The organism is Rhodoferax sp. AJA081-3 (assembly GCF_017798165.1).
Taxonomy (GTDB): Bacteria; Pseudomonadota; Gammaproteobacteria; order Burkholderiales; family Burkholderiaceae_C; genus Allorhodoferax.
Genome location: NZ_CP059068.1, coordinates 3,757,611 through 3,778,922, shown reverse-complemented (window position 1 = coordinate 3,778,922; position 21,312 = coordinate 3,757,611). Strand labels below are relative to the sequence as shown.

Below are 21,312 nucleotides of genomic sequence, written 5' to 3'. Positions count from 1 at the left end.
AGCTGCTCAGCGCGCAGCCGAAGCGCCAGACGCCGCTTTTCGCGCCGCCGGCGCCGAAGCGGCGGACCCCGCAGGCACGGGTGTCACCGCCTGACCGGCGCGTGCGCGCTGCAACCCTTCGACAATGAGGCGATCACCCACCTTGAGTCCACTGGACACCAGCCACTGGTTGCCGACCGCGCGTGCCAGTTGCAGGCGGCGGCGTTCAACCTTGTTGCCCTCACCAACGACCAGTGCCGTGGCGTCACCCGTGGGCGAGCGGGTCACGCCCTGCTGTGGCACCAGCAAGACACCGCGGTCGGTGCCGGCCAGCAGCCTAGCCTGCACCACCATGCCCGGCAGCAGGCTGCCTTGTGGGTTGGGAACGACAGCACGCAGTGTCACGGTACCGGTGCCGCGGTCGACGGTAACGCCGCTGAACTGCAGGGTTGCCGGCTGCGGGTGCACGGAACCGTCCTCCAGCACCAGTTGTACCTGGCGGCTACCGGTCTGGCCTTGCAACTGGCTGCGCAGCGCCAACAGTTCGGCGCTGCTTTGAACGATGTCTACATGCATCGGGTCCAGTTGCTGGATCGTGGTCAGCACTTGCGTCTGGTTGGCGGTGACCAGTGCGCCGGCACTCACCGCCGAGGCTTCAATACGCCCCGCTATGGGCGCCACGATGCGTGCGCGCCGCAATTGCACCTGCGCGGCATCCAGCGCCGCCCGTGCCACAGCCACTTCGGCTTCGCTCTGGCGCAACAGGGCTGCGTTGTCGTCTGCAGCCGACCGGCTGATGAAGTTGGCGCGCAACAATTCGGCATCCCGCGCGACCTTGGCCCGCGCCATGGCGACCTGGGCTTCGGCTTTCTGCAGCGCTGCCGCGGTGCGTGCACGCTCGGCCTCTAGACTGGCGGCGTCCAGCTCGTACAGGGGTTGCCCGGCGGTCACCAAGCTGCCCTCAGTGAACAGGCGCTTGAGCACCAAGCCCCCGACCTGCGGACGGATCTCGGCCACTTGACTGGCGCTTAAACGGCCGGGCAGCTCCAGCTGCAAGGGCGCGTCCTGGGCGCTCACGGTGACCACGCCTACTTCAGCAGGGGCGCCACGCGCGGACGGGGCGGTTGCGGGCTTGTCTTTGCAGGCGGTGAGCAAGCCCGCACCGAGCAGCAGCACACAGGGGACAAGAAACTTCAGGAGGGTCGAGTGGGGGGTATGCACGCTTTCTATGTTAACCGCACCGTGTGAAGAAACTTAAAGATCGGGCCTTACGGTAAGGCCTGCAGGGACACGCCCAGGACACTCAGCTTTTTGGCAAACGCATCTCTGCGTTTTGCTGCCTTCGCGGCCGTTTCGACGGCGGCCTGAATGGCCTTGGGGCCCTTTTTTGCGACGGTGTGGATCAAGCCAAACTTGTACGCCGCGTCTGCCTCCGCCCTTTTATACGCGGCGATCAGCGCTGCATGGTCATTAACAGATGGGTTCACAGAGGCCTCGTAATCTAAGGCGCTATTTTCAGCGCATTTTCACGCCCATCACCATTAAACCCCCACGCCCCCGCCCCAGGCCACCCACCCCTAAACTATGAGCCCCTACCCACTCCAAGATGCTCCACCATGCAGACCCGCACCCTAGGCCCCTTCCAAGTCTCTTCCATAGGCTTCGGCTGCATGAACCTCAGCCACGGTTATGACGCACCGGTGTCTGCCGAGCAGGGTGAGCGTGTGCTGCTGTCCGCGCTGGATGCGGGTGTCACGCTGTTTGACACGGCAGCCTTGTATGGTTTTGGCGCCAACGAGACGCTGGTGGGCCAGGTGATGAAGCCGCACCGGCAAAAGATCACGCTGGCCAGCAAATGTGGCATGCAGGGTGTGGATGTGAAAGGCTACGGCAAGCTGGTGCGCGTGATCGACGGCCACCCGAAGACGCTGCGCAAGACCTGTGAAGACAGCCTGCGCCGCTTGCAGACCGATGTGATCGACCTCTATTACCTGCACCGCTGGGACAAACGGGTGCCTATTGAAGACAGCGTCGGTGCCTTGGGTGAACTGGTGCAGAAGGGGCTGATACGCAGCATCGGCCTGTCCGAGGTGTCCGCCACCACACTGCGCCGCGCGCACGCAGAACACCCGATTGCGGCGGTGCAAACCGAATATTCGCTGGCCACGCGCAACCCCGAAATCGCCGTGCTGGATACCTGCAAGGAACTGGGAGTCAGCTTTGTGGCCTTCAGCCCGGTGGGCCGTGGGCTGTTGTGTGACAAGCCGCTGGATGTGTCCGCGCTGCACGCCGGTGACATCCGCCGCAGCATGCCGCGTTTTGCGCCCGACAACTATGCCGCCAATGTTCGGCTGCTCAGCGGCGTCAAGCAGGTCGCCAAGGACGTGGATTGCACGCTGGCGCAGCTGTCTATTGCCTGGCTGCTGCAACGGGGCGATCACATCATTCCCATACCGGGCACCACCAGCGTGTCGCACCTGGCAGAAGACCTGGAGGCTGCCCGTGTGAACCTGGACGCGACGGCCATGGCCAGATTGGATGCACTGATCAACCACAAGACCGTGGTGGGCTCGCGTTACAACGCCCAGGGCAATAGCGAAGTGGATACCGAAGACTTCAGCTACTTGTAGACTTTTTTCAGCAGCGCCAGCAGCGTCTTGCGCTCGGCGGCGCTCAACTTGGCGGTAGCGTCCAGCTCCAGTTGGTTGACAACCTTCTCGGCCTCCACCATCAGTTTTTGACCCTTGGCGGTCAGGTGCAGGCCCATGGCGCGGCCGTCCAGCGGGTGGGGTTTGCGCACGATCAGCTTTTTCTTTTCCAGCGCGTTCACCATGGCCACCAGGTTGGGCGCCAGTATGTTGAGGTTGCCGCACAACTGGCGCGAGGTGATGCCGGGGTTGTGCGTGATCAGGGACAGTACCGAAAAATCCACCGTGCGCAGATCGAACGCGGCCATGCGCGGCATGAACTGTTCAATCACAAACAGCGCCGTACGCCGCGCGTTGTAGCCGACCAGGGTCTCCAGAAAACTGGTGTCTACCGTGTCGACATAAGGGGTGTCGTTTTTGGTGGTGCTCGTCTTTTCCATGGGCCTGATTGTGCCCTCCCGCCGTCGCCGCTCACACCGCCACCGGTTTGCGGGCCGCGCCCAGATAGGTGTCGATGACACGTGCATCGGTGGCCAGGTCTTTGGCGGGGCCGCTCAATGCCATATCGCCCATTTCCAGCACGTACCCATAGTCGGCGGCCTCCAGCGCGGCGCGGGCATTTTGCTCCACCAGGAGTGTGGTCACACCGGTGCTGCGCAACGCGTCCAGGGTGCGGAAAATTTCCTTCACCACCAGCGGTGCCAGCCCCAGGCTGGGCTCGTCCAGCATCAGCAGCGTGGGGCGCGACATCAGTGCGCGGCCCACGGCCAGCATCTGCCGCTCGCCGCCTGACAGCGTGCCGGCCAGCTGCGTGCGCCGCTCCTTGAGGCGAGGAAAAAGCGCAAACACCACGTCCATCTGCTCCCGCCAGGCCTTGTTGCCCAGCCGCACCTGGCGAAAGGCGCCCAGGACGAGGTTGTCTTCCACCGGCATGCTGCCAAACAGTTCGCGTTTTTCGGGCACCAGGGCGATGCCCAGCATCACGCGCTCCTCCAGCGACAGTGCGCTGATCGACTGGCCATTGAATTCGATGCTGCCCTGCGCGGGCAATACACCCATGAGTGCATTGAGCAGCGTGGACTTGCCCGCACCGTTGGGGCCGATGACGGTGATGACACTGCCCTGCGGTGCTTGTATATCAATGCCGTGTATGACCTCGGCGCGGCCGTATCCGGCACGCAGACCTTTGACGGTGAGTAGGGGTTGTAAGGGTTGGCTCATGGTCTTGCTCACGGTTCAGTGTTCCACGCCCAGGTAGGCGGCACGTACCTTGGGGCTTTGCTGCACTTCTTGCGGCGTGCCTTCCATCAGCTTGGTGCCAAATTCCATGACCACAATGTGGTCGGTCACGTCCATCACCAGGTCCATATCGTGCTCCACCAGCAGAATGCTCATGCCCTCGCTGCGCAGCTGGCGCAGCACGGCGACCAGCGCCTGTTTCTCCTTGTGGCGCAGGCCTGCGGCGGGCTCGTCCAGCAACAACAGGGCCGGGTCGCCACACAGTGCGCGGGCAATCTCCAGCAGGCGCTGCGGGCCCATGGCCAGGTTGCCGGCAAGTTCGTGCATGAAGTGGCCCATGCCAATACGCTCCAGCTGGCGCGCGGCCTCGCGCAGCAGGCTTTGCTCCTCTGCACGGTCCAAGCGCAGCATGGATGACAACGCACCCTGGTTGCCACGCAGTTGGGCGCCCAGCGCCACGTTCTCCAGCACGGTCAACTCGGGGATCATCTTGACGTGCTGGAAGGTGCGGCTCACCCCGCGGCGCGCAATTTCGCGTGATGGCAAGCCGCCGATGGGCTGACCGCAGAACGTGACCGCCCCCGAGGTCAACCCCAGCACCCCGGTGATCAGGTTGAAGGTGGTGGACTTGCCGGCGCCATTGGGGCCTATCAAACCTACGATTTGCCCCGCCTGGATGGAGAAGCTGATGTAGTTCACAGCCGTCAGCCCCCCGAACTGCTTGCGAATGTCTTGGACCTGCAGCACGGTGTCGCCCTCCGTGGGCTTGGCACGCTCGGTCAGCGGCTGGGCGTCGTTCCAATCCACTACGCGCTGGGTTTTGGGCAGGAAGCGCGCCACCAGCGACCACACACCATCCGGCAAATACTTCAGCACCAGCACCAGCACGATGCCAAACACAATCACCTCGTAACTACCGCTGGTGCCCAGCAGCTTGGGCAGCAACACCTGCAGCTCGTCCTCCAGCAGTTTGGTCATCACCGCGCCGCTGATGGCGCCCCACACATAACCCGCGCCGCCCAGCACGGCCATGAACAGGTACTCGATGCCGAACTTCAGGCTAAAAGGAGACGGGTTCACCGTGTGCTGGAAGTGTGCAAACAGCCAGCCCGAGACACTGGCAAACAGCGCCGCCAGCACAAAGATGCCGATCTTGTGGCGCAGCGTGTCCACGCCCATGGCCTCGGCCATCAGGGTACTGGCGCGCATGGCGCGTATGGCGCGGCCTGTGCGCGAATCCAATAGGTTTTGCAGCGCAAATGCCGCGAACAGCACCAAACCCCAGGCCAGCACAAAAAGCTGCGGCCCCCGGCTGATGTCCCACCCACACAACATGATGGAGGGCACACCCAAAATGCCGTCATATTTGCCAAGCCCGTCCAGGTTGCCCATCAGGTAATACAAAGACAAGCCCCAGGCGATGGTGGCCAGCGGCAGGTAGTGGCCCGACATGCGCAGCGTGAGCCAACCCAGTATCAGCGCGCTAACTGCGGTGATCAGCAGGCCCGCAAACACCGTGAGCCACGGCGACCAGCCCATGCTGGTGCACAGGTAGGCGCTGGTGTAGGCGCCAATGCCCACAAAGGCCGCCTGCCCAAACGAGGTGAGACCACCAATGCCGGTGAGCAGCACCAGGCCCAGAATGACCAGGCTGTACATGGCGATGTAGTTGAGCTGGGTGATCCAGAACTCGGGCACGGGCGACACCGCATACAGCAGCATGCAGGCCACCAGCGCCACACGCTGGGCCTTGGCCGAGCGCACCCAGGCTTGCACGGTAGAGGGCAATGAACCCATTTCAATGCTCCTCATCGTGGCCACCAGCCACCGAGCGCCACAACAGAATGGGCAAAACCAGCGTAAACACAATCACCTCTTTAAATGCACTGGCCCAAAAGGAGCCAAAGGCTTCCACCAGCCCCACAAACAGCGCGCCCACTGCGGCCAGCGGGTAGCTGTGCAGCCCGCCCATGACGGCGGCTACAAAACCCTTGAGACCGATCAGAAAGCCCGAGTCATAAAACACCGTGGTGGTGGGGCCAATCAACAGACCCGACAACGCACCTATCAAGGCCGCCATTGCAAACGTGGTCTGCCCCGCGCCGTGTGTCGATATACCCATCAGCCGCGCGCCCAGACGGTTGACCGCCGTGGCCTGCAAGGCCTTGCCATACAAGGTGCGGCTGAAAAATTGCCACAGCAGCACGATCAGCGCCAGAGACACGCCAAAAATGATGATGGCCTGCCCGCTGACGGACAGCGGCCCCACGCTGAAACGCGCATCCCAGAACGACGGGTTGCGAAACCCCTCTGCACCAAAGAACAACAAACCCAGGCCGGTCATCGCAAAGTGCACGCCCACCGACACGATCAGCAGCACCAGCGAACTGGCATCAGCCAGCGACTGGTAGGCCACGCGGTACACCAGTGGACCAAAGGCGGTGACGATGGCCACCGTCAACACCGCCTGCACCAGCAGCGGCGGGTTGAGCGGCGCCGCCCAGATGGACAGGCCCGCCACCACCAACGGCACGGCCAGCGTGCGCAAGCCCGCCGTGACCGCCTGCGCGGCGAGGCGCGTGTGTAACCAACGCTGGTGCACATCCATGGCAGCCGCCAAAGCCGCCATGATCAGCAACAACCACACGGTGCCAGGCACCTGGCCGGTGCGGAAGATGGCCAGCGTCAGCGCACCATAGGCCACAAACTCCCCCTGCGGGATAAAGATGACACGCGTGACGCTGAACACCAGCACGGTGGCCAGGCCCAGCAGCGCGTAAACGGCAGCGTTGGTGATGCCGTCCAGCATCAGGATGCTGACGATGGAGAAGTCCATGGATAAGCCTTAAAAGTTACTCTACTTTCCAGTCGCCATTGACCACCTTCAGCATCACACCGGTCTCCAGCGTGAAGCCCCAGTGGTCATCCTTGGTCCAGTTCAGCACCCCGTGAGACACCACGGTGCGGCCCATGGTCTCCAGGGCCGTGCGCAATCCGGCACGGAACTCCTTGGTGCCAGGCTTGCCCGCCTTCAATGCCAGGGGCACGGCCTTTTCCAGCACCAGCAACGCGTCAAATCCGTGCGCTGCAAACTGGTTGCGCGAGCCGACACCGTAGGCCTTTTCATACTGCTGCACATACTGGATCGCCAGGGTCTTGGACGGGTGGCTGTCGGGCAGTTGCTCGGCAATCACCGCCGGGCCGGACACCACAAACGCACCCTCCACATCTTTACCGCCCACCCGCATCAGGTCCCGCGAGGCGGCAGCGTGGGTCTGGTAAATCTTGCCTTTGAAGCCGCGCTCGACCACCGCCATGTGGGGCATGGCGGCACCACTGCCCGACGCCACCACCAGCATGGCATCGGGGTTGGCGGCGACCAGTTTCAAGGCCTGCGCGGTGACACTGGTATCCGACCGGGCGAAACGCTCGGTGGCGATCACCTTGATGCCGTTCTTGTCCGCCTCGGTCGTGAAGTCTTTCAGCCAGCTCTCACCATAGGCATCGGTGTAGCCCAGAAATCCCACTGTCTTGATGCCCTGCTTTTTCATCAGGCCAACAATGGCATGCGCCATGACGGGAGTGGACTGTGGCATACGGAAGGTCCAGCCGTCTTTACCCGGTGGCAACTGCATGGGCGAAAACGCCAGTTGCACGGTTTCGGCCTCGGCGGCGACTGCGGCCATAGGAATGGCAACCGGCGTTGCAACCGATCCGAGCATGACATCCACCTTGTCATCGGTCACAAACCGCTTGGCGTTTTTGACACCGTTGGTGGGGTCGGTGGCATCGTCCAGCACAATGATCTTGACTTTTTCACCCGCTATGGAAGTGGGCCAGAGCTTGATCTGGTTGCCCACCGGAATGCCCAGGCCCGAGGCTGGGCCTGTCAGTGGCAGACTGACTCCAATGGTGATGTCGGCCAGCGCCGCGCCGGTTATGACCAGCGTGGCGGCTGCAGCGATCAGGGATTTCTTGGGGCTCATACGATGTCTCCTTTTGGTTTGGTTAGCGCGGTACAGGAATCAGATGTTGGATCAACGGGGCGCCATGCGCAAGGCGCCATCCAGGCGAATCACTTCGCCGTTCAAGTGGCCATTGCTGACGATGTGTGCGGCCAATTCGGCAAACTCTTGCGGCTTGCCCAAGCGTTGTGGGAACGGAATACTCGCCGCCAAAGAGGCTTGCACGGCCTCGGGCAACTGCTGCATCAGCGGTGTGGCAAAGAGGCCCGGTGCCACGGTGCAGACGCGGATACCATGTTGTGCCAAGTCGCGCGCCATGGGCAGCGTCATGCCGACCAACCACCCTTTGGAAGCGCTATAGGCCTGCTGGCCGACCTGGCCATCAAAGGCAGCCACCGACGCGGTGAACATCAACACGCCGCGTTCGCCATCTTCCAGGCGGTCCAAGTGCGCGCAGGCGGCGGCAAACAGGCGGCTGACGTTGTAGGCGCCAATCAGGTTCACATTGACCACGCGTACAAAATCTTCCAGCGGCGCGGCCGAGCCGTCTTTTTGCACGATGCGTTTGGCGCTGCCGATACCGGCCACATTCATCAGCACACGCGCCGTGCCATGGGCCGCCGTGGCCTTGGCAATTGCCGCGCTCACACTCTCGGTATTGGTGATGTCGCATTGGCAAGCCACGGCGCAGCCGTTTCCAAATTGCGCGCCAATATCAGCGGCGACCTTTTCCGCCAGCGCCATGTTGACGTCCAGCACCGCAACCTTGGCGCCCAGGCGGGCCAACTCACGTGCGGTGGCTTCGCCCAGGCCCGACGCGGCGCCGGTGACCAATGCGGCATGTCCTTGGATGTTCATTGTGCTTTCTCCGGTTTGATGATGTGGGCTGCACTGCCGTCATGCAGCGTATTGACCAAGGCTTCGCGGTGCTGGAGCACAGCCCGTTGGTTGATGGAACCCTTGTCGGTGATTTCGCCGCGGTCACTCGACGGCGGCTCGGCCAGCAGGATCAGGCGCGCAATGCGGCTGGCGCTGCCGGTTGCGGTTTTGGCCAGGTCATTCACCACACGCTGAAAATGTGCCTGCACCGGCGCGCTGGCCACCACAGCCTCCATAGTCGCCGCTGCGCCCAGCCCCGAGAGTTTGCGCACCTCGTTGCTTGGGAACACCATGGCCCCCACTTCCTTGCAGTTCAGGCCGGTGATCACCACGTCTTGCACATAGGGCGCAGCAGCGGCAATGATCTTGCTGCGCATCGGCCCCACGCTGACAAAGGTGCCGGTGCTGAGCTTGAAGTCTTCGGCAATACGCCCGTCAAACCGCAGGCCTTGGTGCACATCGTCGGCATCTATCCAGGTGACGGCATCGCCGCTGCAAAAGTAGCCCTCGTCGTCAAAGGCTTGTTGGGTGGCCTCGGGGCTGCGCCAGTAGCCGGGCGTGACGTTGGGACCTTTGTAACGCACCTCGGTCTTGCCATCCACATCTACCAGCTTGACCTCCAGCCCCGGTGTGGGCACACCCAGGTCGCCGGCCTTGACCTTGGCACGGTTGACCGACAAAGCAAAGGGGCCGGACTCGGTCATGCCCAAACCCGTACACATGGTGATGCGTTCGCCGATTTCGCGCTCCTGGGCCTCATGCAGCGCATCCCAGATGGGTTGCGACAAGGCCGCGGCGGCATAAAAGAACATGCGGACCCGGCTCAACAGGTTCTTGCGCAAGACGTCGTCGGTTTTCATCGCATCGGCGATGGCTTCAAAACCCGTGGGTACATTGAAGTAGACCGTGGGTGCAACCTCGCGCAGGTTGCGCAGCGTCTCGGCCATCAGCGCCGGGGTGGGCTTGCCATCGTCGATGTACAGCGTGCCGCCGTTATAGAGCACCATGCCAAAGTTGTGGTTGCCGCCAAAGGTGTGGTTCCACGGCAGCCAGTCCACCAGCACCAGCGGGTCTTCCACCAGCGGCGTCAGGGACTGGCGCATCTGTTGCTGGTTGGCGCACCACATGCGGTGGGTATTGACGACGGCCTTAGGTAGCTTGGTGGAGCCCGAGGTAAACAAAAACTTGGCAATACTGTCCGGCCCCGTGCGGCCAAAGGCCTGGTCCACCGCAGGGGTGGCCTGGGTGGCAAGTAATTGGTCAAATGTGCTTGTTGCCCCCGTAGTATGGACATAACCCGCTATTGAATTGAGAGTAACCTCGCAATCAGCGGGAACGGCAGCTGCGATGGCCGGACCAAAACGCTGGCCGTCGCTGGCAAACACCAGGCCCGGCGTCAATGTGGCCATCACGTGTTTGAGCTTGCCGTGGTCGGTGCTGACCGTGGAATACGCCGGGGACGTGGAGCAATAGGGTATGCCTACGTAGATACACGCCAGGGCCAGCAGCGCGTGTTGCAAGTCGTTGTCGCTCAAGATGACCACCGGGCGGTCCACGCTGAGCTTGCGGTCCAGCAAAGCCTGGCCGATGCGGCGTGCGCCATCCAATGCCTGGGCAAAACTCAGGTGCTGCCAGTCCCCCGTGCTGCCGTCGGCATTGCGCGTGCGGTGGGCGAACAGGGTGCGGTCTGGCGTGGCCTGGGCCCAGTGCACCAGGCGTTCACCCATGGTGTGTGCATACGCCAGCAACGGTGCTTCGGCGCGCAGGTAACGTACGCCCGGTTGACTGCCTTCGCGCAACACCACGCGGGTCACGCCAAAACGCATGGGGCGGTATCTGGGTTCTGTGTTTGTGATGGTGGTCATGCGGTTCTCCTCGTGCGCGTGCCGTCCCCGCTCAGTCTTTTTGCACCTTGGCCGCGCGGCCTTCCAGAAAGGCCCGCACGCGTTCCTTGGCCTCGGGCGCCGATTGCGCAATGGCAGCCATTAGCGATTCGGTCATCAGGCCATGGTCGGCTGTTTGGTCGGCGATGCGGGGCAACACATGGGTCAGCGCGTAGTTGGTGGCCGGTGCGTTTTGCGCCACCTTTTCAGCAAGCTCCATAGCTTTGGCAAATGCCTGGCCTTTGGCCACCAGGTACTGCGCAAAACCGGCACGCTCGCCGTCTTCGGCGTTGTAGACGCGGCCGGTCAGCATCATGTCGGTCATGCGGGCCACACCAATCAGACGCGGCACCCGCACCGAACCACCGCCGCCGACAAAAATGCCACGCGAGCCTTCGGGCAAGGCATAAAAGGCGGTGGTATCGGCCACACGGATGTGGCAGGCGCTGGCCAACTCCAGGCCACCACCTACCACTGCCCCATGCAGCGCGGCGATGACCGGCACCGGGCCGAACTGCACCGCGTCCAATGCCTTGTGCCACATGCGCGAGTGGTGCAGGCCTTGCAGTGCGTCGCGCTCGCTCAACTCACTCAGGTCCAGCCCGGCGCAAAAGTGGTCACCATCGCCATCCACCACGGCCGCTTTGACCTCGGGACCAAGGCTCTCAAACACCCGGCGCAGGTCCAGCACCAACGCGTCGTTGACAGCGTTGCGCTTGGCCGTGCGGGTGAGCCGCACCACGGCGACGGCACCAACAATCTCGACGGACAGATCGGCGGAAACGGGGGTTGCAGACATTCGGATTTCCTTGCTTCGGTACATTAATTTAGTTATAGTCTATAACCAAGTTGCAGCATTGACAACCTGAAATGCAAGCAACTAGGGTTTGTACTAGGGCACACCCGCCGCCCTGCAAACCGGCACCCGAATGTGAAGACTTTCATGAGAGGAGACAAGGCAATGCAAGCGTTTATTCCCTACGGCATGTACTGGTCCACACCCTTCGCCAAGTGGCAGGGTTCACTGGCCAATCTGAACGCGTTGCCGCTGGCGGCGCAGGTGGGCAAACAGGCCCTGGCCGCGCGTGGTTTTGATCTGGACCAGGTGGACCTGGCCATCCTGGGGCTGACCAATCCGCAGAAGGGCAGCTTCTATGGCCTGCCCTATGTGACCGGCATGATGGGCATAGACCGCGTGACCGGCCCCACCATCCAGCAGGCCTGCGCCACCAGCGTGCGCGCCTTGCAGATGGCTGCGCAAGAGGTGGTGTGTGGCACGGCCCGCTGCGCCCTGCTGGTGATGGCCGACCGCCAGTCCAACGGACCTGTTGTGTACTACCCCGATGCCACCGGCACCGGCGGTTACGGCATCACCGAACACTGGGTACCCGACAACATGGGGCACGACCCCTATGCCAAGAACCCCATGCTGGACACCGGCGAAAACGTGGCACGCCGCTACGGCATCAGCACTGCCGAGCAGCACGAGCTCAAGCTCAGGCGTTACCAGCAATACCAACAGGCCCTGGAAAACGACCGCGCGTTCCAGAAGCGTTATATGGTGGATGCGCCGCTGTCAGATTCCAAATTCCGCAAACAAACCGGGCTGCTGAGCGCCGACGAAGGCATCTTCCCCACCACCGCCGAGGGCCTGGCCAAACTCAAGCCGGTCAAGCCAGACGGCACCGTGACCTTTGGCGGGCAAACCCATCCGGCCGACGGCAATGCCGGCGCCATTGTGACCACGCGTGAACTGGCACGTGCGGTATCGAAGAACCAGGGCATTGAGATTGAAATCCTGAGCTTTGGCATGGCCCGTGTGGAACCCGGATATATGCCGATGGCACCCGCCCCCGCCGCGCTGCGCGCACTCGACCGAGCCGGGCTGACCATTGCCCAGGTGGATGCCATCAAGACCCACAACCCCTTTGCCGTGAACGACATCGCTCTGGCGCGCGACACCGGTTTTGCATGGGAGCGCATGAACAACTACGGCAGCTCCATCATCTGGGGCCACCCCCAAGCGCCCACCGGCATGCGCGCCATCATTGAGCTGATCGAAGAGCTGGTGTTGCGCGGCGGCGGGGTCGGCCTGTTCACCGGCTGCGCGGCCGGTGACAGCGGGTATGCCACGGTGCTGCGCGTATCGGACGCCTTGCGCGCCTAAACCTGGTTTGATCCATGACACAACACTTCTCTGCACGTTTTCAGAATACCTGGCTGGTCGATGGTGTTCGCACCCCCATGGTGGACTACTGCGGCGCCCTGGGCGCGGTGTCGCCCACCGATATGGGCATCAAAGTGGCGCGCGCCGTCATTGAACGCAGTGGCCTGCCGGCCACCGATGTGGACTCGGTCATCACCGGCTCCATGGCGCAGGCCGACTTTGACGCCTTTGTGCTGCCGCGCCATATTGGCCTGTACGCCGCTGTGCCGGTGGCGGTGCCGGCCATTCTGGTGCAGCGCATTTGCGGCACCGGTTTTGAGCTGTTCCGCCAGGCGGCCGACCAGATTGCGCTGGGTTATGCCGAGCTGGCGCTGGTGGTGGGCACCGAGTCCATGACGCGCAACCCGATTGCGGCCTACACCCACCGCAGCGGCTTCAAGCTGGGCGCGCCGGTGGAGTTCAAGGACTTTCTGATCGAGGCCTTGAACGACCCAGCCGGTCCGGTCACGATGATCCAGACTGCCGAGAACCTGGCCCGCCAATACGGTATCAGCCGCAACGATGTGGACACGTATGCGGCCCAATCGTTTGAGCGTGCGCTGAAGGCCCAGGCCGAAGGCTTCCACGCAGGCGAGATCGTGCCGGTGACCAACGAGAGTTTTGCGTTGGAAGGCTACGCCACACGCGGTATCGCACTGCCGCGCAAGGTGGAGCAGTTGGACCATGACACGCACCCCCGGCCATCACCTATAGAAGCGCTGGCCAAGCTGCGCCCTGTGTATGCGGGCGGTGTGCAGACAGCCGGCAATAGCTCGGCCCTGGTCGATGGCGCCGTGGGCGCGCTGGTGGCCAGTGACGCGTACGTGCAACGCCACCAGCTTACCCCGCTGGCCCGCCTGGTCGGTGCCGCAGCGGTGGGTGTGCCACCCGAGACCATGGGCATAGGCCCGGCCCCCGCCATCCGCGCATTGCTGGAGCGCTGCGGGCTCGCGCTGTCAGACATCGACCTGTTTGAAATCAACGAAGCGCAGGGCGCGCAAACCATCGCGGTGGAACGTGAACTGGGTCTGGACCGCGACAAGCTGAATGTGAATGGCGGCGCCATCGCGCTAGGCCATCCGCTGGCCGCCACCGGCGTGCGCCTGACCGTGACGCTGGCGCGTGAACTGCGGCGCCGTGGTCTGCGCTACGGCATTGCATCGGCCTGTGTGGGCGGTGGCCAGGGCATGGCGCTGCTCATCGAAAACCCAAACACTTAACGGAGACACCCCATGAAAGTTATTACAGCAGACCAAGCCGGCGCGTTGATCCCCGACGACGCCACCATCTTCCTGGGCGGCCTGGCCGTGACCAGCCTGCCCGAAGAAATTTTGCAAGGTGTGGAGCGGCAATTCCTGGCCGCCGGCCACCCGCGCAATGTCACCACCTGGGCCTGCGGCGCGGTCGGCAATTCCGGCGAGGCGGGCATGAAACACTTTGCGCACAAAGGAATGATCAAGCGTGTGGTAGCCGGCCACTTTGGCCAGACCGGCAAGGAGATGATGAAGATGGTGTTCGACGGCGAAGTCGAGGCCTATAACTTTCCGCAAGGCAGCCTGTCACACCTGACACGCCAGATCGCCAACCGCTCCCCCGGCCTGCTGACCAAGGTCGGCCTGGGTACCTTTGTCGACCCGCGCCTGGAGGGCGGCAAGATGAACAGCCGCTCGACCGAAGACCTGGTGGAGCTGGTCGAGTTCAGGGGTGAGGAATGGTTGTTCTTCCCGCCACCCAAGATTGACGTAGCCATCATCCGCGGCACACTGGCCGACGAGAAAGGCAATATCACGCTGGACAAGGAAGGTGTGCTGCTGGAGCAGTTGTCCATCGCGCAGGCGGCCAAGCGCTGGGGCGGCATCGTCATCTGCCAGGTGGAACGCATCGTGAAAGCCGGCACCTTGCACCCCAAGGCGGTCAAGGTGCCGGGCCTGCTGATCGACTATGTGGTGGTGGCCAAACCCGAGAACCACATGCAAACCATTGCCACCCAGTTCAACCCCGCGTTATGCGGTGATATCAAGGTGCCGACGGGCAGCCTGGCGCCCATGCCGCTGGATGAACGCAAGGTGATTGCGCGCCGCGCGGCGATGGAGGTCACGCCCGGCGCGATCACCAACCTCGGCATCGGCATCCCGGCCGGCATCCCGTCGGTGGCGGCCGAAGAGGGTGTGTCTGATCTTCTGAGCCTGTCGATCGAGAGCGGCGTCAGCGGCGGCATTCCGGCGCAATTGGGCGACTTTGGCCTGGCCTACAACGCCGAGTCCATCATCGAGCAAAGTGCGCAGTTTGATTTTTACGACGGCGGCGGGTTAGACGCCAGCTTTCTGGGCCTGGCGCAGACCGACAGCCAGGGCAACGTTAACGTCAGCAAGTTCAACGGGCGGCCCGTGGGTTGCGGCGGTTTTATCAACATCACCCGCTCAACCAAGAAGCTGGTGTTCTGCGGCGCCTTTACCGCCGGCGGGCTCGATGTGGAAGTGGCCGACGGCAAGCTGCGCATCTTGACCGAAGGCAAGTCACGCAAGTTCATCGACCAGGTGGAGCAAATCACCTTCAACGGCCATGACGCCGCGCTGCGCCAGCAAGAGGTGGTGTTTGTCACCGAACGCGCCGTGTTCAAACTGACCGCCGACGGCCTGGAGCTGACCGAGATCGCCCCCGGTGTGGACCTGGAGCGCGATGTGCTGGCACACATGAGCTTCAAGCCCATCATCACGAATGTGAAGCCCATGGACCCCGGTATCTTCCGCGCGCACTGGGGTGGGTTGGCGGCGGCTTTGGGTCCAACCGCGCCGGCCGACAAAAAATAATTTCCTCCGATGGTTTTAATTTTTGTTATGTGAAATTTTTGCCCAAAAAAGTGCGGCCGGGTCAGACGGCTGAAAGCACAATCACACACGATAGCAAGACTGCATAACAATTTTTGGAGACAAGTGATGACTACCCAAACCCCCACCATCATCTACACCCTGACCGACGAGGCTCCGCGCCTGGCCACGGCGTCCTTCCTGCCCATCGTGCGCACCTTTGCCGCACCGGCAGGCATCAACGTTACGGAGGCCGACATCTCGGTGGCGGCGCGTGTACTGGGTGAGTTCCCCGAAAGCCTGACCGAAGCCCAACGCCAGCCCAACACCCTGGCCGAGCTGGGCAAGAAGACACTGCAGGCGGATGCCAACATCATCAAGCTGCCCAACATCAGCGCGTCTGTGGGTCAGTTGCAGGCCTGTATCAAGGAACTGCAGTCCAAGGGTTACGCCATACCCGACTACCCTGAAGCCCCGCAGACCGAAGAAGAAAAATCCATCCGCGCCCGTTACGCCCGCTGCATAGGCTCGGCCGTGAACCCCGTGCTGCGCGAAGGCAACTCGGACCGCCGTGCGCCCAAGGCTGTGAAGGAATACGCCCGCAAGAACCCACACAGCATGGCCGAGTGGAGCCAGGCGTCGCGCTCACACGTGTCGCACATGCATGCTGGCGACTTCTACCACGGCGAAAAGTCCATGACGCTGGACCGCGCCCGTGACGTCAAGATGGAGCTGATCACCAAGAGCGGCCAGACCATCGTCTTGAAGCCCAAGGTGTCGCTGCTGGACCGCGAAGTCATCGACAGCATGTTCATGAGCAAGAAAGCCCTGCTGGAGTTTTACGAGAAAGAAATCGAAGACGCACGCAAGACCGGCGTGATGTTCTCGTTGCACGTCAAGGCCACCATGATGAAGGTGTCCCACCCCATCGTGTTTGGCCACTGCGTGCGTATCTTCTACAAGGACGCGTTTGAAAAACACGGCGCCCTGTTCAAGGAACTGGGTGTCAACGTCAACAACGGCATGGCCGACCTGTACACCAAGATCGCCACTCTGCCGCAAAGCAAGCAGGACGAGATCAAGCGCGACCTGCACGCCTGCCACGAGAACCGCCCCGAGCTGGCCATGGTGGACTCGGCCAAGGGCATCACCAACTTCCACTCGCCCAACGACATCATCGTCGACGCATCCATGCCGGCCATGATCCGCAACGGCGGCAAGATGTGGGACGCCAACGGCCGCCTGAAGGACGTGAAGGCCGTGATGCCCGAGTCGACCTTTGCCCGCATCTACCAGGAGATGATCAACTTCTGCAAATGGCATGGCAACTTCGACCCCAAGACCATGGGCACCGTGCCCAATGTGGGTTTGATGGCCCAGCAGGCCGAAGAATACGGTTCACACGACAAAACCTTTGAAATCTCGGAAGACGGCGTGGCCAACATCACCGACCTGGCCACCGGCGAAGTGCTGCTGAGCCAGAACGTGGAGCAGGGCGACATCTGGCGCATGTGCCAGGTCAAGGACGCCGCCATCCGCGACTGGGTCAAGCTGGCCGTCAACCGCGCACGCAACTCCGGCATGCCGGTGGTGTTCTGGCTAGACGCCTACCGCCCACACGAGGCGCAGCTGATCACCAAGGTCAAGATGTACCTGCACGAGCACAACACCACCGGCCTGGACATCCAGATCATGAGCCAGGTGCGCGCCATGCGTTACACGCTGGAGCGCGTGATCCGCGGTGAAGACACCATCAGCGCCACCGGCAACATCCTGCGCGACTACCTGACCGATTTGTTCCCCATCATGGAACTGGGCACCAGCGCCAAGATGTTGTCCATCGTGCCCTTGATGGCCGGTGGTGGCATGTACGAAACCGGTGCCGGCGGTTCGGCCCCCAAACACGTGCAACAACTGGTGGAAGAAAACCACCTGCGCTGGGATTCGCTGGGCGAGTTTTTGGCACTGGCCGTGTCGCTGGAAGACCTGGGCCTGAAAACCGGCAATGCCAAGGCCAAGGTACTGGCCAAGACGCTGGACGCGGCCACCGGCAAGCTGCTGGACAACAACAAGAACCCCTCGCCCAAGACCGGCCAGCTGGACAACCGTGGCAGCCAGTTCTACCTGGCCCTGTACTGGGCGCAGGAACTGGCCGCGCAGACCGACGATGCAACACTGGCCGCGCAGTTTGCGCCACTGGCCCAACAACTGGCAGACAACGAACAAGCCATCGTGGCCGAGCTGGCAGCCGTGCAGGGCAAGCCTGCCGACATTGGTGGTTATTACCTGCCCGACGTGGCCAAGCTGGACGCCATCATGCGCCCCAGCACGACGCTGAACCAGGTGTTGGCGTCGGTCAAGGCTTAATCGCCCCTTTGATCAGCCCTCGTGGAATACTGCTATTTGCTACTATTTAGATAGCTATATCGCTATATTTCACGGGGGCTATAGCCTCAAAAGGCGGCGGATTCAAGTACAAAGCGCAACGGAATGCAGTGTAAGAGGTCTGACGGGTAGGTTGTAGAAGACCTCATGCGGTGTGCGATAGCCCAGGCACTTACGAGGCCGATGATTGAGTAAGTACACAGCTTCATCGACCTGAGCCTGTGTCACCTTGAGCAAACTGCACCCCTTTGGAAAGAACTGTCGCAGCAGCCCGTTGGTGTTCTCATTGAGCCCACGCTGCCATGAGCAGTAGGGCTTGGCAAAGTACACCTTCGCCCTCAAACAACTTGCAATGAATTCGTGCTCAGCGAACTCCTTGCCGTTGTCAAAGGTCAGTGTCTTGCAGGCATGTCTGTGGGGGCGCAGCAAATCGACAATGGCCTGCGTCACCCCGCACTGTGCTTGGAGCGTAGTGGATGCGCCAAGGTATAGCGGGACTTGCGTTCCACCAGTGTCACCAACACGCCTTTGCGCCCCCCGCCGATCACCGTATCGCCCTCCCAGTCGCCTATGCGCTTCTTGCTATCCACCACTGCGGGCGATGTTCAATTCCGACCCGGTTCTTGAGTACCCCACGGCGCTCTCGACCACTGGCATAGCGCTTTCTACGAAGTTTTTGACAGCGCAAGTACCCGACTAAATCACCGCCCTGGGCTTTGTTGGCATAGGCGTATTGGTAGATGGCTTCGGTGCTAATCGACAAACGATCCTCTAAAGCCAGGCGGTCACTGACTTGCTGGGGAGACAAGCTCAGGCGCAGATACAACTCCACGAGTTGCCACTGCTCTGGATCGAACTGGCGGGCATTGCGACGCTGTGTCTGTCTCTGAGTCGCTTTGTCTTGGGCCAGTGCAGGTTGGTAGCCCCGGGCACTGGCATTGCGCCTGAGCTCGCGGCTGATCGTCGAGCTGCTACGTCCAAGCTCTGCTGCAATTTGCGACAGATGAATGCCTTGGCGCGTGAGGTTGTGAATTTGGTATCGTTCTTCTTGGGTCAAGTGTGTATAGGTCATGGTGCAACGTTTGGGACTGGCCGGTCACAAAAGTGCATCCTATTCACTCTTGGCCTAACCCGTTTCTAAAACGTTGCACTTCGTACTTGAATCCGCCGGCTTTAAACGCTTTGGCGCAGCCACTGCGCCAGATCCGTCATCACCGTCAACCCAACCGGCGACACCGCCGTGAAGTGGATACAGGCGTGGATGGCGCTGGGGTAGTGTTGGTGGGCCACCGCCACACCGGCGTTGGCGATGCGTTGGGCCAACACATGGCCCTCATCACGCAGCGGGTCGTGGCCCATGGTGGCGACCCAGGTGGCGGGCAAGGTCTCAAAGCGGCCAGATTTCAGCAGCGCATAGTCCGGGTGCTGGAGCACCTCGGTCTGTCCGCCGAGGTAGCTGCCCATGAACCATTGCATAACGCCCATGGTCAGGAATTTCCCTTCGTTCTCCGGGTACGACGCGCTGGGTTCATCGGGGTGTTGCGCCACCGGGTAGATCATTCCCAGCGCCCGCACGTTGGCGGCCTGCACGCGCCGCGCAGCCACCAGGGCCAGTTGCGCGCCCGCGCTATCGCCCACCACGGCGATGCGGTTGGCATCACCACCCAGGCTTGTTGCATGGGCCAGCACCCAGCGCAGCGCCGCTTCGGCGTCGTCCGTTGCGGCGGGGAATGGATGTTCGGGCGCCAGGCGGTAGTCCACCGCCACCACCAGCATGCCGGTGTGGTGGCACAGGGTGCGGCAGACCTTGTCGTGTGTTTCCAGGTCACCAATCACAAAACCGCCCCCGTGCAGGAACAGCAGCACGGGTAGTGGCGTGTTTGCACCATTCGTTAGCGGCGTGTAGATACGCAAGGGCAGCGCCCCCGCAGGCCCTGGGCAGGTGGTGTCTTCCACGGTGCCAACAGCGGGGGCCGGGAGCCCCAAGTTGTTGGCCATGTCACGGTAGATTTGCCGTGCTATGGGCGGCGGCAGGGACTCGATGGGCGGGTTGCCCATGGCCGCAGCCTGGGCCAGGAATCCGGCCAAGGCGGGGTCGATATCGGCAACTTCCAGCATGGGTTTGATGGCAGCATTCATGGGGTGTTCTCCGGGTGGTGGTTGGGGTTGTGGAAGAAAAATGGGGTTGTTCAGGTTCAGCGCAACGTGCGTCCGTCGCGTGCGCGCATGCCGATCTCCACGTAATCCGAGCCGTGGTGGCGGTCGCGCCCAAACACCAGGCGAAAGCCGCCCAGGTCTAACGCGCCCAGACTCTCCAACGCCTCGTTTAAGCGTTGGCCGTCGGCGCGCGGCCCGGCGCGCCGCAGCGCCTCGGTGCACACGCGCAGGTTGATGTAGGCCTCCAGGCCTTCAAAGGTCACCGCCTCGGGGCCAATAAAAGCATCGGCATCGCGCTGCAAGGCGCGCACCAGGGCCAGGCGGGTCACGTCCAGCGGTGGCACCACGCTGGTGTAACCAATCACCCGGTCGCGGAACAGGCGTGTCAACTGCGTCAACCCGGCCGACGACAGGGTTGCAATCGTCAACGGAACACCGGCCCGTGCGGCGGGTGGCAAGCGGTCCAGCGCATCCAGCGCCGCATACCCCAGGCTGATGACCAGCGCCTGCGGGGCGGACTGGGCCGATGCCTGCAACGCCACCGCCAGCGACTGGCCTCGCAGGTCGGTCGTGGTGCGGGTGACCTGCTGGCCCGCGCGTTGCAGCGCGGCCACCAGCGCGTCGGTGCGCGCGGGTTCGGAGTCGTCGCTGAGCACCGCCACCTTGTGGATGCCGATGGACAACAACTGGCGCACCAGGGCGTCGGCCTCCCGCGTGTCGTCCGGCCGGGTGCTGAAGACATGCTGTACGTCAACCCCACGCAGTTGCAACGCACCCGACATTGGCCCCACCAAGGGCACACGCAGCTCCCGCGTGGCCTGGGCCGCCTCCTGGCAGGCGCGTTCACCCAGGCAGTTAGCGATCAGCACCGCACCGTGCTGGCGCACCAGGGTGCGCAGGTTGGTGGCCAGGCGCTGGGGGTCGCCCCCGTCGTCCAGCGTCACCAGCTCCAGCGGTCGCCCCGAAATACCGCCGGATGTATTGACCCGCTCCACCTGCGCCTTGGCACCAGCCAACACGCGGTTGGCCACCGGAAAGCCCGCTCCGGTAAGGGGCAGAGATTGGCCAATCACCACTGCCTCAGGTGCCGCCAGCGCCGGGGTACAGGTGCTCCACAACACCAGGCTAGCAACAACGCTCAACGTGCGACGGACCAGCATGTGC

General features: G+C 62.6%; 20 protein-coding genes. 5 read left to right on the top strand and 15 right to left on the bottom strand.

Annotation, left to right across the window (positions count from 1 at the left end; genetic code table 11):
- Window positions 1–6: 6 nt before the first annotated feature.
- Both HZ993_RS17775 and HZ993_RS17770 read right to left on the bottom strand, forming a co-directional pair.
- Window positions 7–1,200, bottom strand: a complete 1,194-nt coding sequence (locus tag HZ993_RS17775) for an efflux RND transporter periplasmic adaptor subunit (protein WP_245213674.1) — start codon at window positions 1,198–1,200, stop codon at window positions 7–9.
- A gap of 47 nt (window positions 1,201–1,247) precedes the next feature.
- Entirely contained in the window at window positions 1,248–1,466 is a 219-nt protein-coding gene (locus tag HZ993_RS17770; RefSeq protein ID WP_209394062.1) for a hypothetical protein, read from the bottom strand.
- A gap of 129 nt (window positions 1,467–1,595) precedes the next feature.
- Between HZ993_RS17770 and HZ993_RS17765 the strand changes: the two genes are divergently transcribed.
- Window positions 1,596–2,609 (top strand): aldo/keto reductase, encoded by a 1,014-nt coding sequence (locus HZ993_RS17765; RefSeq protein WP_209394061.1) that lies wholly within the window; start codon window positions 1,596–1,598, stop codon window positions 2,607–2,609.
- Here HZ993_RS17765 and HZ993_RS17760 read toward each other — a convergent pair.
- The 8 genes from HZ993_RS17760 to HZ993_RS17725 are packed head-to-tail and all read right to left on the bottom strand — an operon-like array spanning window position 2,600 to window position 11,392.
- Window positions 2,600–3,067: a MarR family winged helix-turn-helix transcriptional regulator gene (locus tag HZ993_RS17760; protein WP_209394060.1), complete on the bottom strand. Its 468-nt coding sequence runs from the start codon at window positions 3,065–3,067 to the stop codon at window positions 2,600–2,602. The genes HZ993_RS17765 and HZ993_RS17760 overlap by 10 nt on opposite strands.
- Window positions 3,068–3,098: 31 nt before the next feature.
- Window positions 3,099–3,848 (bottom strand): ABC transporter ATP-binding protein, encoded by a 750-nt coding sequence (locus HZ993_RS17755; protein WP_209394059.1) that lies wholly within the window; start codon window positions 3,846–3,848, stop codon window positions 3,099–3,101.
- Window positions 3,849–3,863: 15 nt separating this feature from the next.
- A complete protein-coding gene (locus HZ993_RS17750) occupies window positions 3,864–5,663 on the bottom strand; it encodes an ATP-binding cassette domain-containing protein (RefSeq protein WP_209394058.1) in 1,800 nt (599 codons plus the stop codon).
- A gap of 1 nt (window position 5,664) precedes the next feature.
- Window positions 5,665–6,702: a branched-chain amino acid ABC transporter permease gene (locus tag HZ993_RS17745; protein ID WP_209394057.1), complete on the bottom strand. Its 1,038-nt coding sequence runs from the start codon at window positions 6,700–6,702 to the stop codon at window positions 5,665–5,667.
- A gap of 16 nt (window positions 6,703–6,718) precedes the next feature.
- Window positions 6,719–7,852: an ABC transporter substrate-binding protein gene (locus HZ993_RS17740; RefSeq protein WP_209394056.1), complete on the bottom strand. Its 1,134-nt coding sequence runs from the start codon at window positions 7,850–7,852 to the stop codon at window positions 6,719–6,721.
- A 51-nt stretch (window positions 7,853–7,903) separates the two neighbouring features.
- Entirely contained in the window at window positions 7,904–8,689 is a 786-nt protein-coding gene (locus HZ993_RS17735; protein ID WP_209394055.1) for an SDR family NAD(P)-dependent oxidoreductase, read from the bottom strand.
- Window positions 8,686–10,575: a feruloyl-CoA synthase gene (locus HZ993_RS17730; protein ID WP_209394054.1), complete on the bottom strand. Its 1,890-nt coding sequence runs from the start codon at window positions 10,573–10,575 to the stop codon at window positions 8,686–8,688. The genes HZ993_RS17735 and HZ993_RS17730 overlap by 4 nt, the downstream gene beginning before the upstream one ends.
- 31 nt (window positions 10,576–10,606) lie before the next feature.
- Window positions 10,607–11,392 carry a crotonase/enoyl-CoA hydratase family protein gene (locus HZ993_RS17725; protein WP_209394053.1) on the bottom strand — a complete coding sequence of 262 codons (786 nt, stop codon included), beginning with the start codon at window positions 11,390–11,392 and terminating at the stop codon, window positions 10,607–10,609.
- 162 nt (window positions 11,393–11,554) lie between these two features.
- On the opposite strand from HZ993_RS17725, the gene HZ993_RS17720 reads away from it, so the two are divergent.
- The 4 genes from HZ993_RS17720 (at window position 11,555) to HZ993_RS17705 (ending at window position 17,973) form a co-directional block, all read left to right on the top strand.
- On the top strand, window positions 11,555–12,760 hold the full coding sequence (locus HZ993_RS17720; RefSeq protein ID WP_209394052.1) for a thiolase family protein: 1,206 nt from the start codon (window positions 11,555–11,557) through the stop codon (window positions 12,758–12,760).
- Between the two features lie 14 nt (window positions 12,761–12,774).
- Window positions 12,775–14,019 (top strand): thiolase family protein, encoded by a 1,245-nt coding sequence (locus HZ993_RS17715; protein WP_209394051.1) that lies wholly within the window; start codon window positions 12,775–12,777, stop codon window positions 14,017–14,019.
- A 12-nt stretch (window positions 14,020–14,031) separates the two neighbouring features.
- Window positions 14,032–15,609: an acyl CoA:acetate/3-ketoacid CoA transferase gene (locus tag HZ993_RS17710; RefSeq protein WP_209394050.1), complete on the top strand. Its 1,578-nt coding sequence runs from the start codon at window positions 14,032–14,034 to the stop codon at window positions 15,607–15,609.
- Between the two features lie 126 nt (window positions 15,610–15,735).
- Window positions 15,736–17,973, top strand: coding sequence for an NADP-dependent isocitrate dehydrogenase (locus HZ993_RS17705; RefSeq protein ID WP_209394049.1), 2,238 nt, complete (start codon window positions 15,736–15,738; stop codon window positions 17,971–17,973).
- Between the two features lie 102 nt (window positions 17,974–18,075).
- Here HZ993_RS17705 and HZ993_RS25115 read toward each other — a convergent pair whose 3' ends face one another.
- The 5 genes from HZ993_RS25115 to HZ993_RS17680 form a co-directional block, all read right to left on the bottom strand.
- Window positions 18,076–18,441 carry an IS30 family transposase gene (locus tag HZ993_RS25115; protein ID WP_209393993.1) on the bottom strand — a complete coding sequence of 122 codons (366 nt, stop codon included), beginning with the start codon at window positions 18,439–18,441 and terminating at the stop codon, window positions 18,076–18,078.
- A complete protein-coding gene (locus tag HZ993_RS24800; protein ID WP_209394048.1) occupies window positions 18,438–18,581 on the bottom strand; it encodes a hypothetical protein in 144 nt (47 codons plus the stop codon). The genes HZ993_RS25115 and HZ993_RS24800 overlap by 4 nt, the downstream gene beginning before the upstream one ends.
- Window positions 18,560–19,063 (bottom strand): IS30 family transposase, encoded by a 504-nt coding sequence (locus HZ993_RS24795; protein ID WP_209394047.1) that lies wholly within the window; start codon window positions 19,061–19,063, stop codon window positions 18,560–18,562. Before HZ993_RS24795 ends, HZ993_RS24800 begins: the two co-directional genes overlap by 22 nt.
- Window positions 19,064–19,164: 101 nt before the next feature.
- Window positions 19,165–20,130 carry an alpha/beta hydrolase gene (locus tag HZ993_RS17685; RefSeq protein ID WP_209394046.1) on the bottom strand — a complete coding sequence of 322 codons (966 nt, stop codon included), beginning with the start codon at window positions 20,128–20,130 and terminating at the stop codon, window positions 19,165–19,167.
- Between the two features lie 56 nt (window positions 20,131–20,186).
- Window positions 20,187–21,308: an ABC transporter substrate-binding protein gene (locus HZ993_RS17680; protein WP_209394045.1), complete on the bottom strand. Its 1,122-nt coding sequence runs from the start codon at window positions 21,306–21,308 to the stop codon at window positions 20,187–20,189.
- Between the last annotated feature and the right edge of the window lie 4 nt (window positions 21,309–21,312).

Bases quoted from the DNA above. Each gene is read 5' to 3' on its own strand.
- HZ993_RS17745 (WP_209394057.1), bottom strand. From the start codon at position 6,702: ATGGACTTCTCCATCGTCAGCATCCTGATGCTGGACGGCATCACCAAC.
- HZ993_RS17735 (WP_209394055.1), bottom strand. From the start codon at position 8,689: ATGAACATCCAAGGACATGCCGCATTGGTCACCGGCGCCGCGTCGGGC.
- HZ993_RS17720 (WP_209394052.1), top strand. From the start codon at position 11,555: ATGCAAGCGTTTATTCCCTACGGCATGTACTGGTCCACACCCTTCGCC.
- HZ993_RS17710 (WP_209394050.1), top strand. From the start codon at position 14,032: ATGAAAGTTATTACAGCAGACCAAGCCGGCGCGTTGATCCCCGACGAC.
- HZ993_RS17730 (WP_209394054.1), bottom strand. From the start codon at position 10,575: ATGACCACCATCACAAACACAGAACCCAGATACCGCCCCATGCGTTTT.
- HZ993_RS17740 (WP_209394056.1), bottom strand. From the start codon at position 7,852: ATGAGCCCCAAGAAATCCCTGATCGCTGCAGCCGCCACGCTGGTCATA.
- HZ993_RS24795 (WP_209394047.1), bottom strand. From the start codon at position 19,063: ATGACCTATACACACTTGACCCAAGAAGAACGATACCAAATTCACAAC.
- HZ993_RS17760 (WP_209394060.1), bottom strand. From the start codon at position 3,067: ATGGAAAAGACGAGCACCACCAAAAACGACACCCCTTATGTCGACACG.
- HZ993_RS17705 (WP_209394049.1), top strand. From the start codon at position 15,736: ATGACTACCCAAACCCCCACCATCATCTACACCCTGACCGACGAGGCT.
- HZ993_RS17750 (WP_209394058.1), bottom strand. From the start codon at position 5,663: ATGGGTTCATTGCCCTCTACCGTGCAAGCCTGGGTGCGCTCGGCCAAG.
- HZ993_RS17685 (WP_209394046.1), bottom strand. From the start codon at position 20,130: ATGAATGCTGCCATCAAACCCATGCTGGAAGTTGCCGATATCGACCCC.
- HZ993_RS17765 (WP_209394061.1), top strand. From the start codon at position 1,596: ATGCAGACCCGCACCCTAGGCCCCTTCCAAGTCTCTTCCATAGGCTTC.
- HZ993_RS17715 (WP_209394051.1), top strand. From the start codon at position 12,775: ATGACACAACACTTCTCTGCACGTTTTCAGAATACCTGGCTGGTCGAT.
- HZ993_RS17725 (WP_209394053.1), bottom strand. From the start codon at position 11,392: ATGTCTGCAACCCCCGTTTCCGCCGATCTGTCCGTCGAGATTGTTGGT.
- HZ993_RS17755 (WP_209394059.1), bottom strand. From the start codon at position 3,848: ATGAGCCAACCCTTACAACCCCTACTCACCGTCAAAGGTCTGCGTGCC.
- HZ993_RS17680 (WP_209394045.1), bottom strand. From the start codon at position 21,308: ATGCTGGTCCGTCGCACGTTGAGCGTTGTTGCTAGCCTGGTGTTGTGG.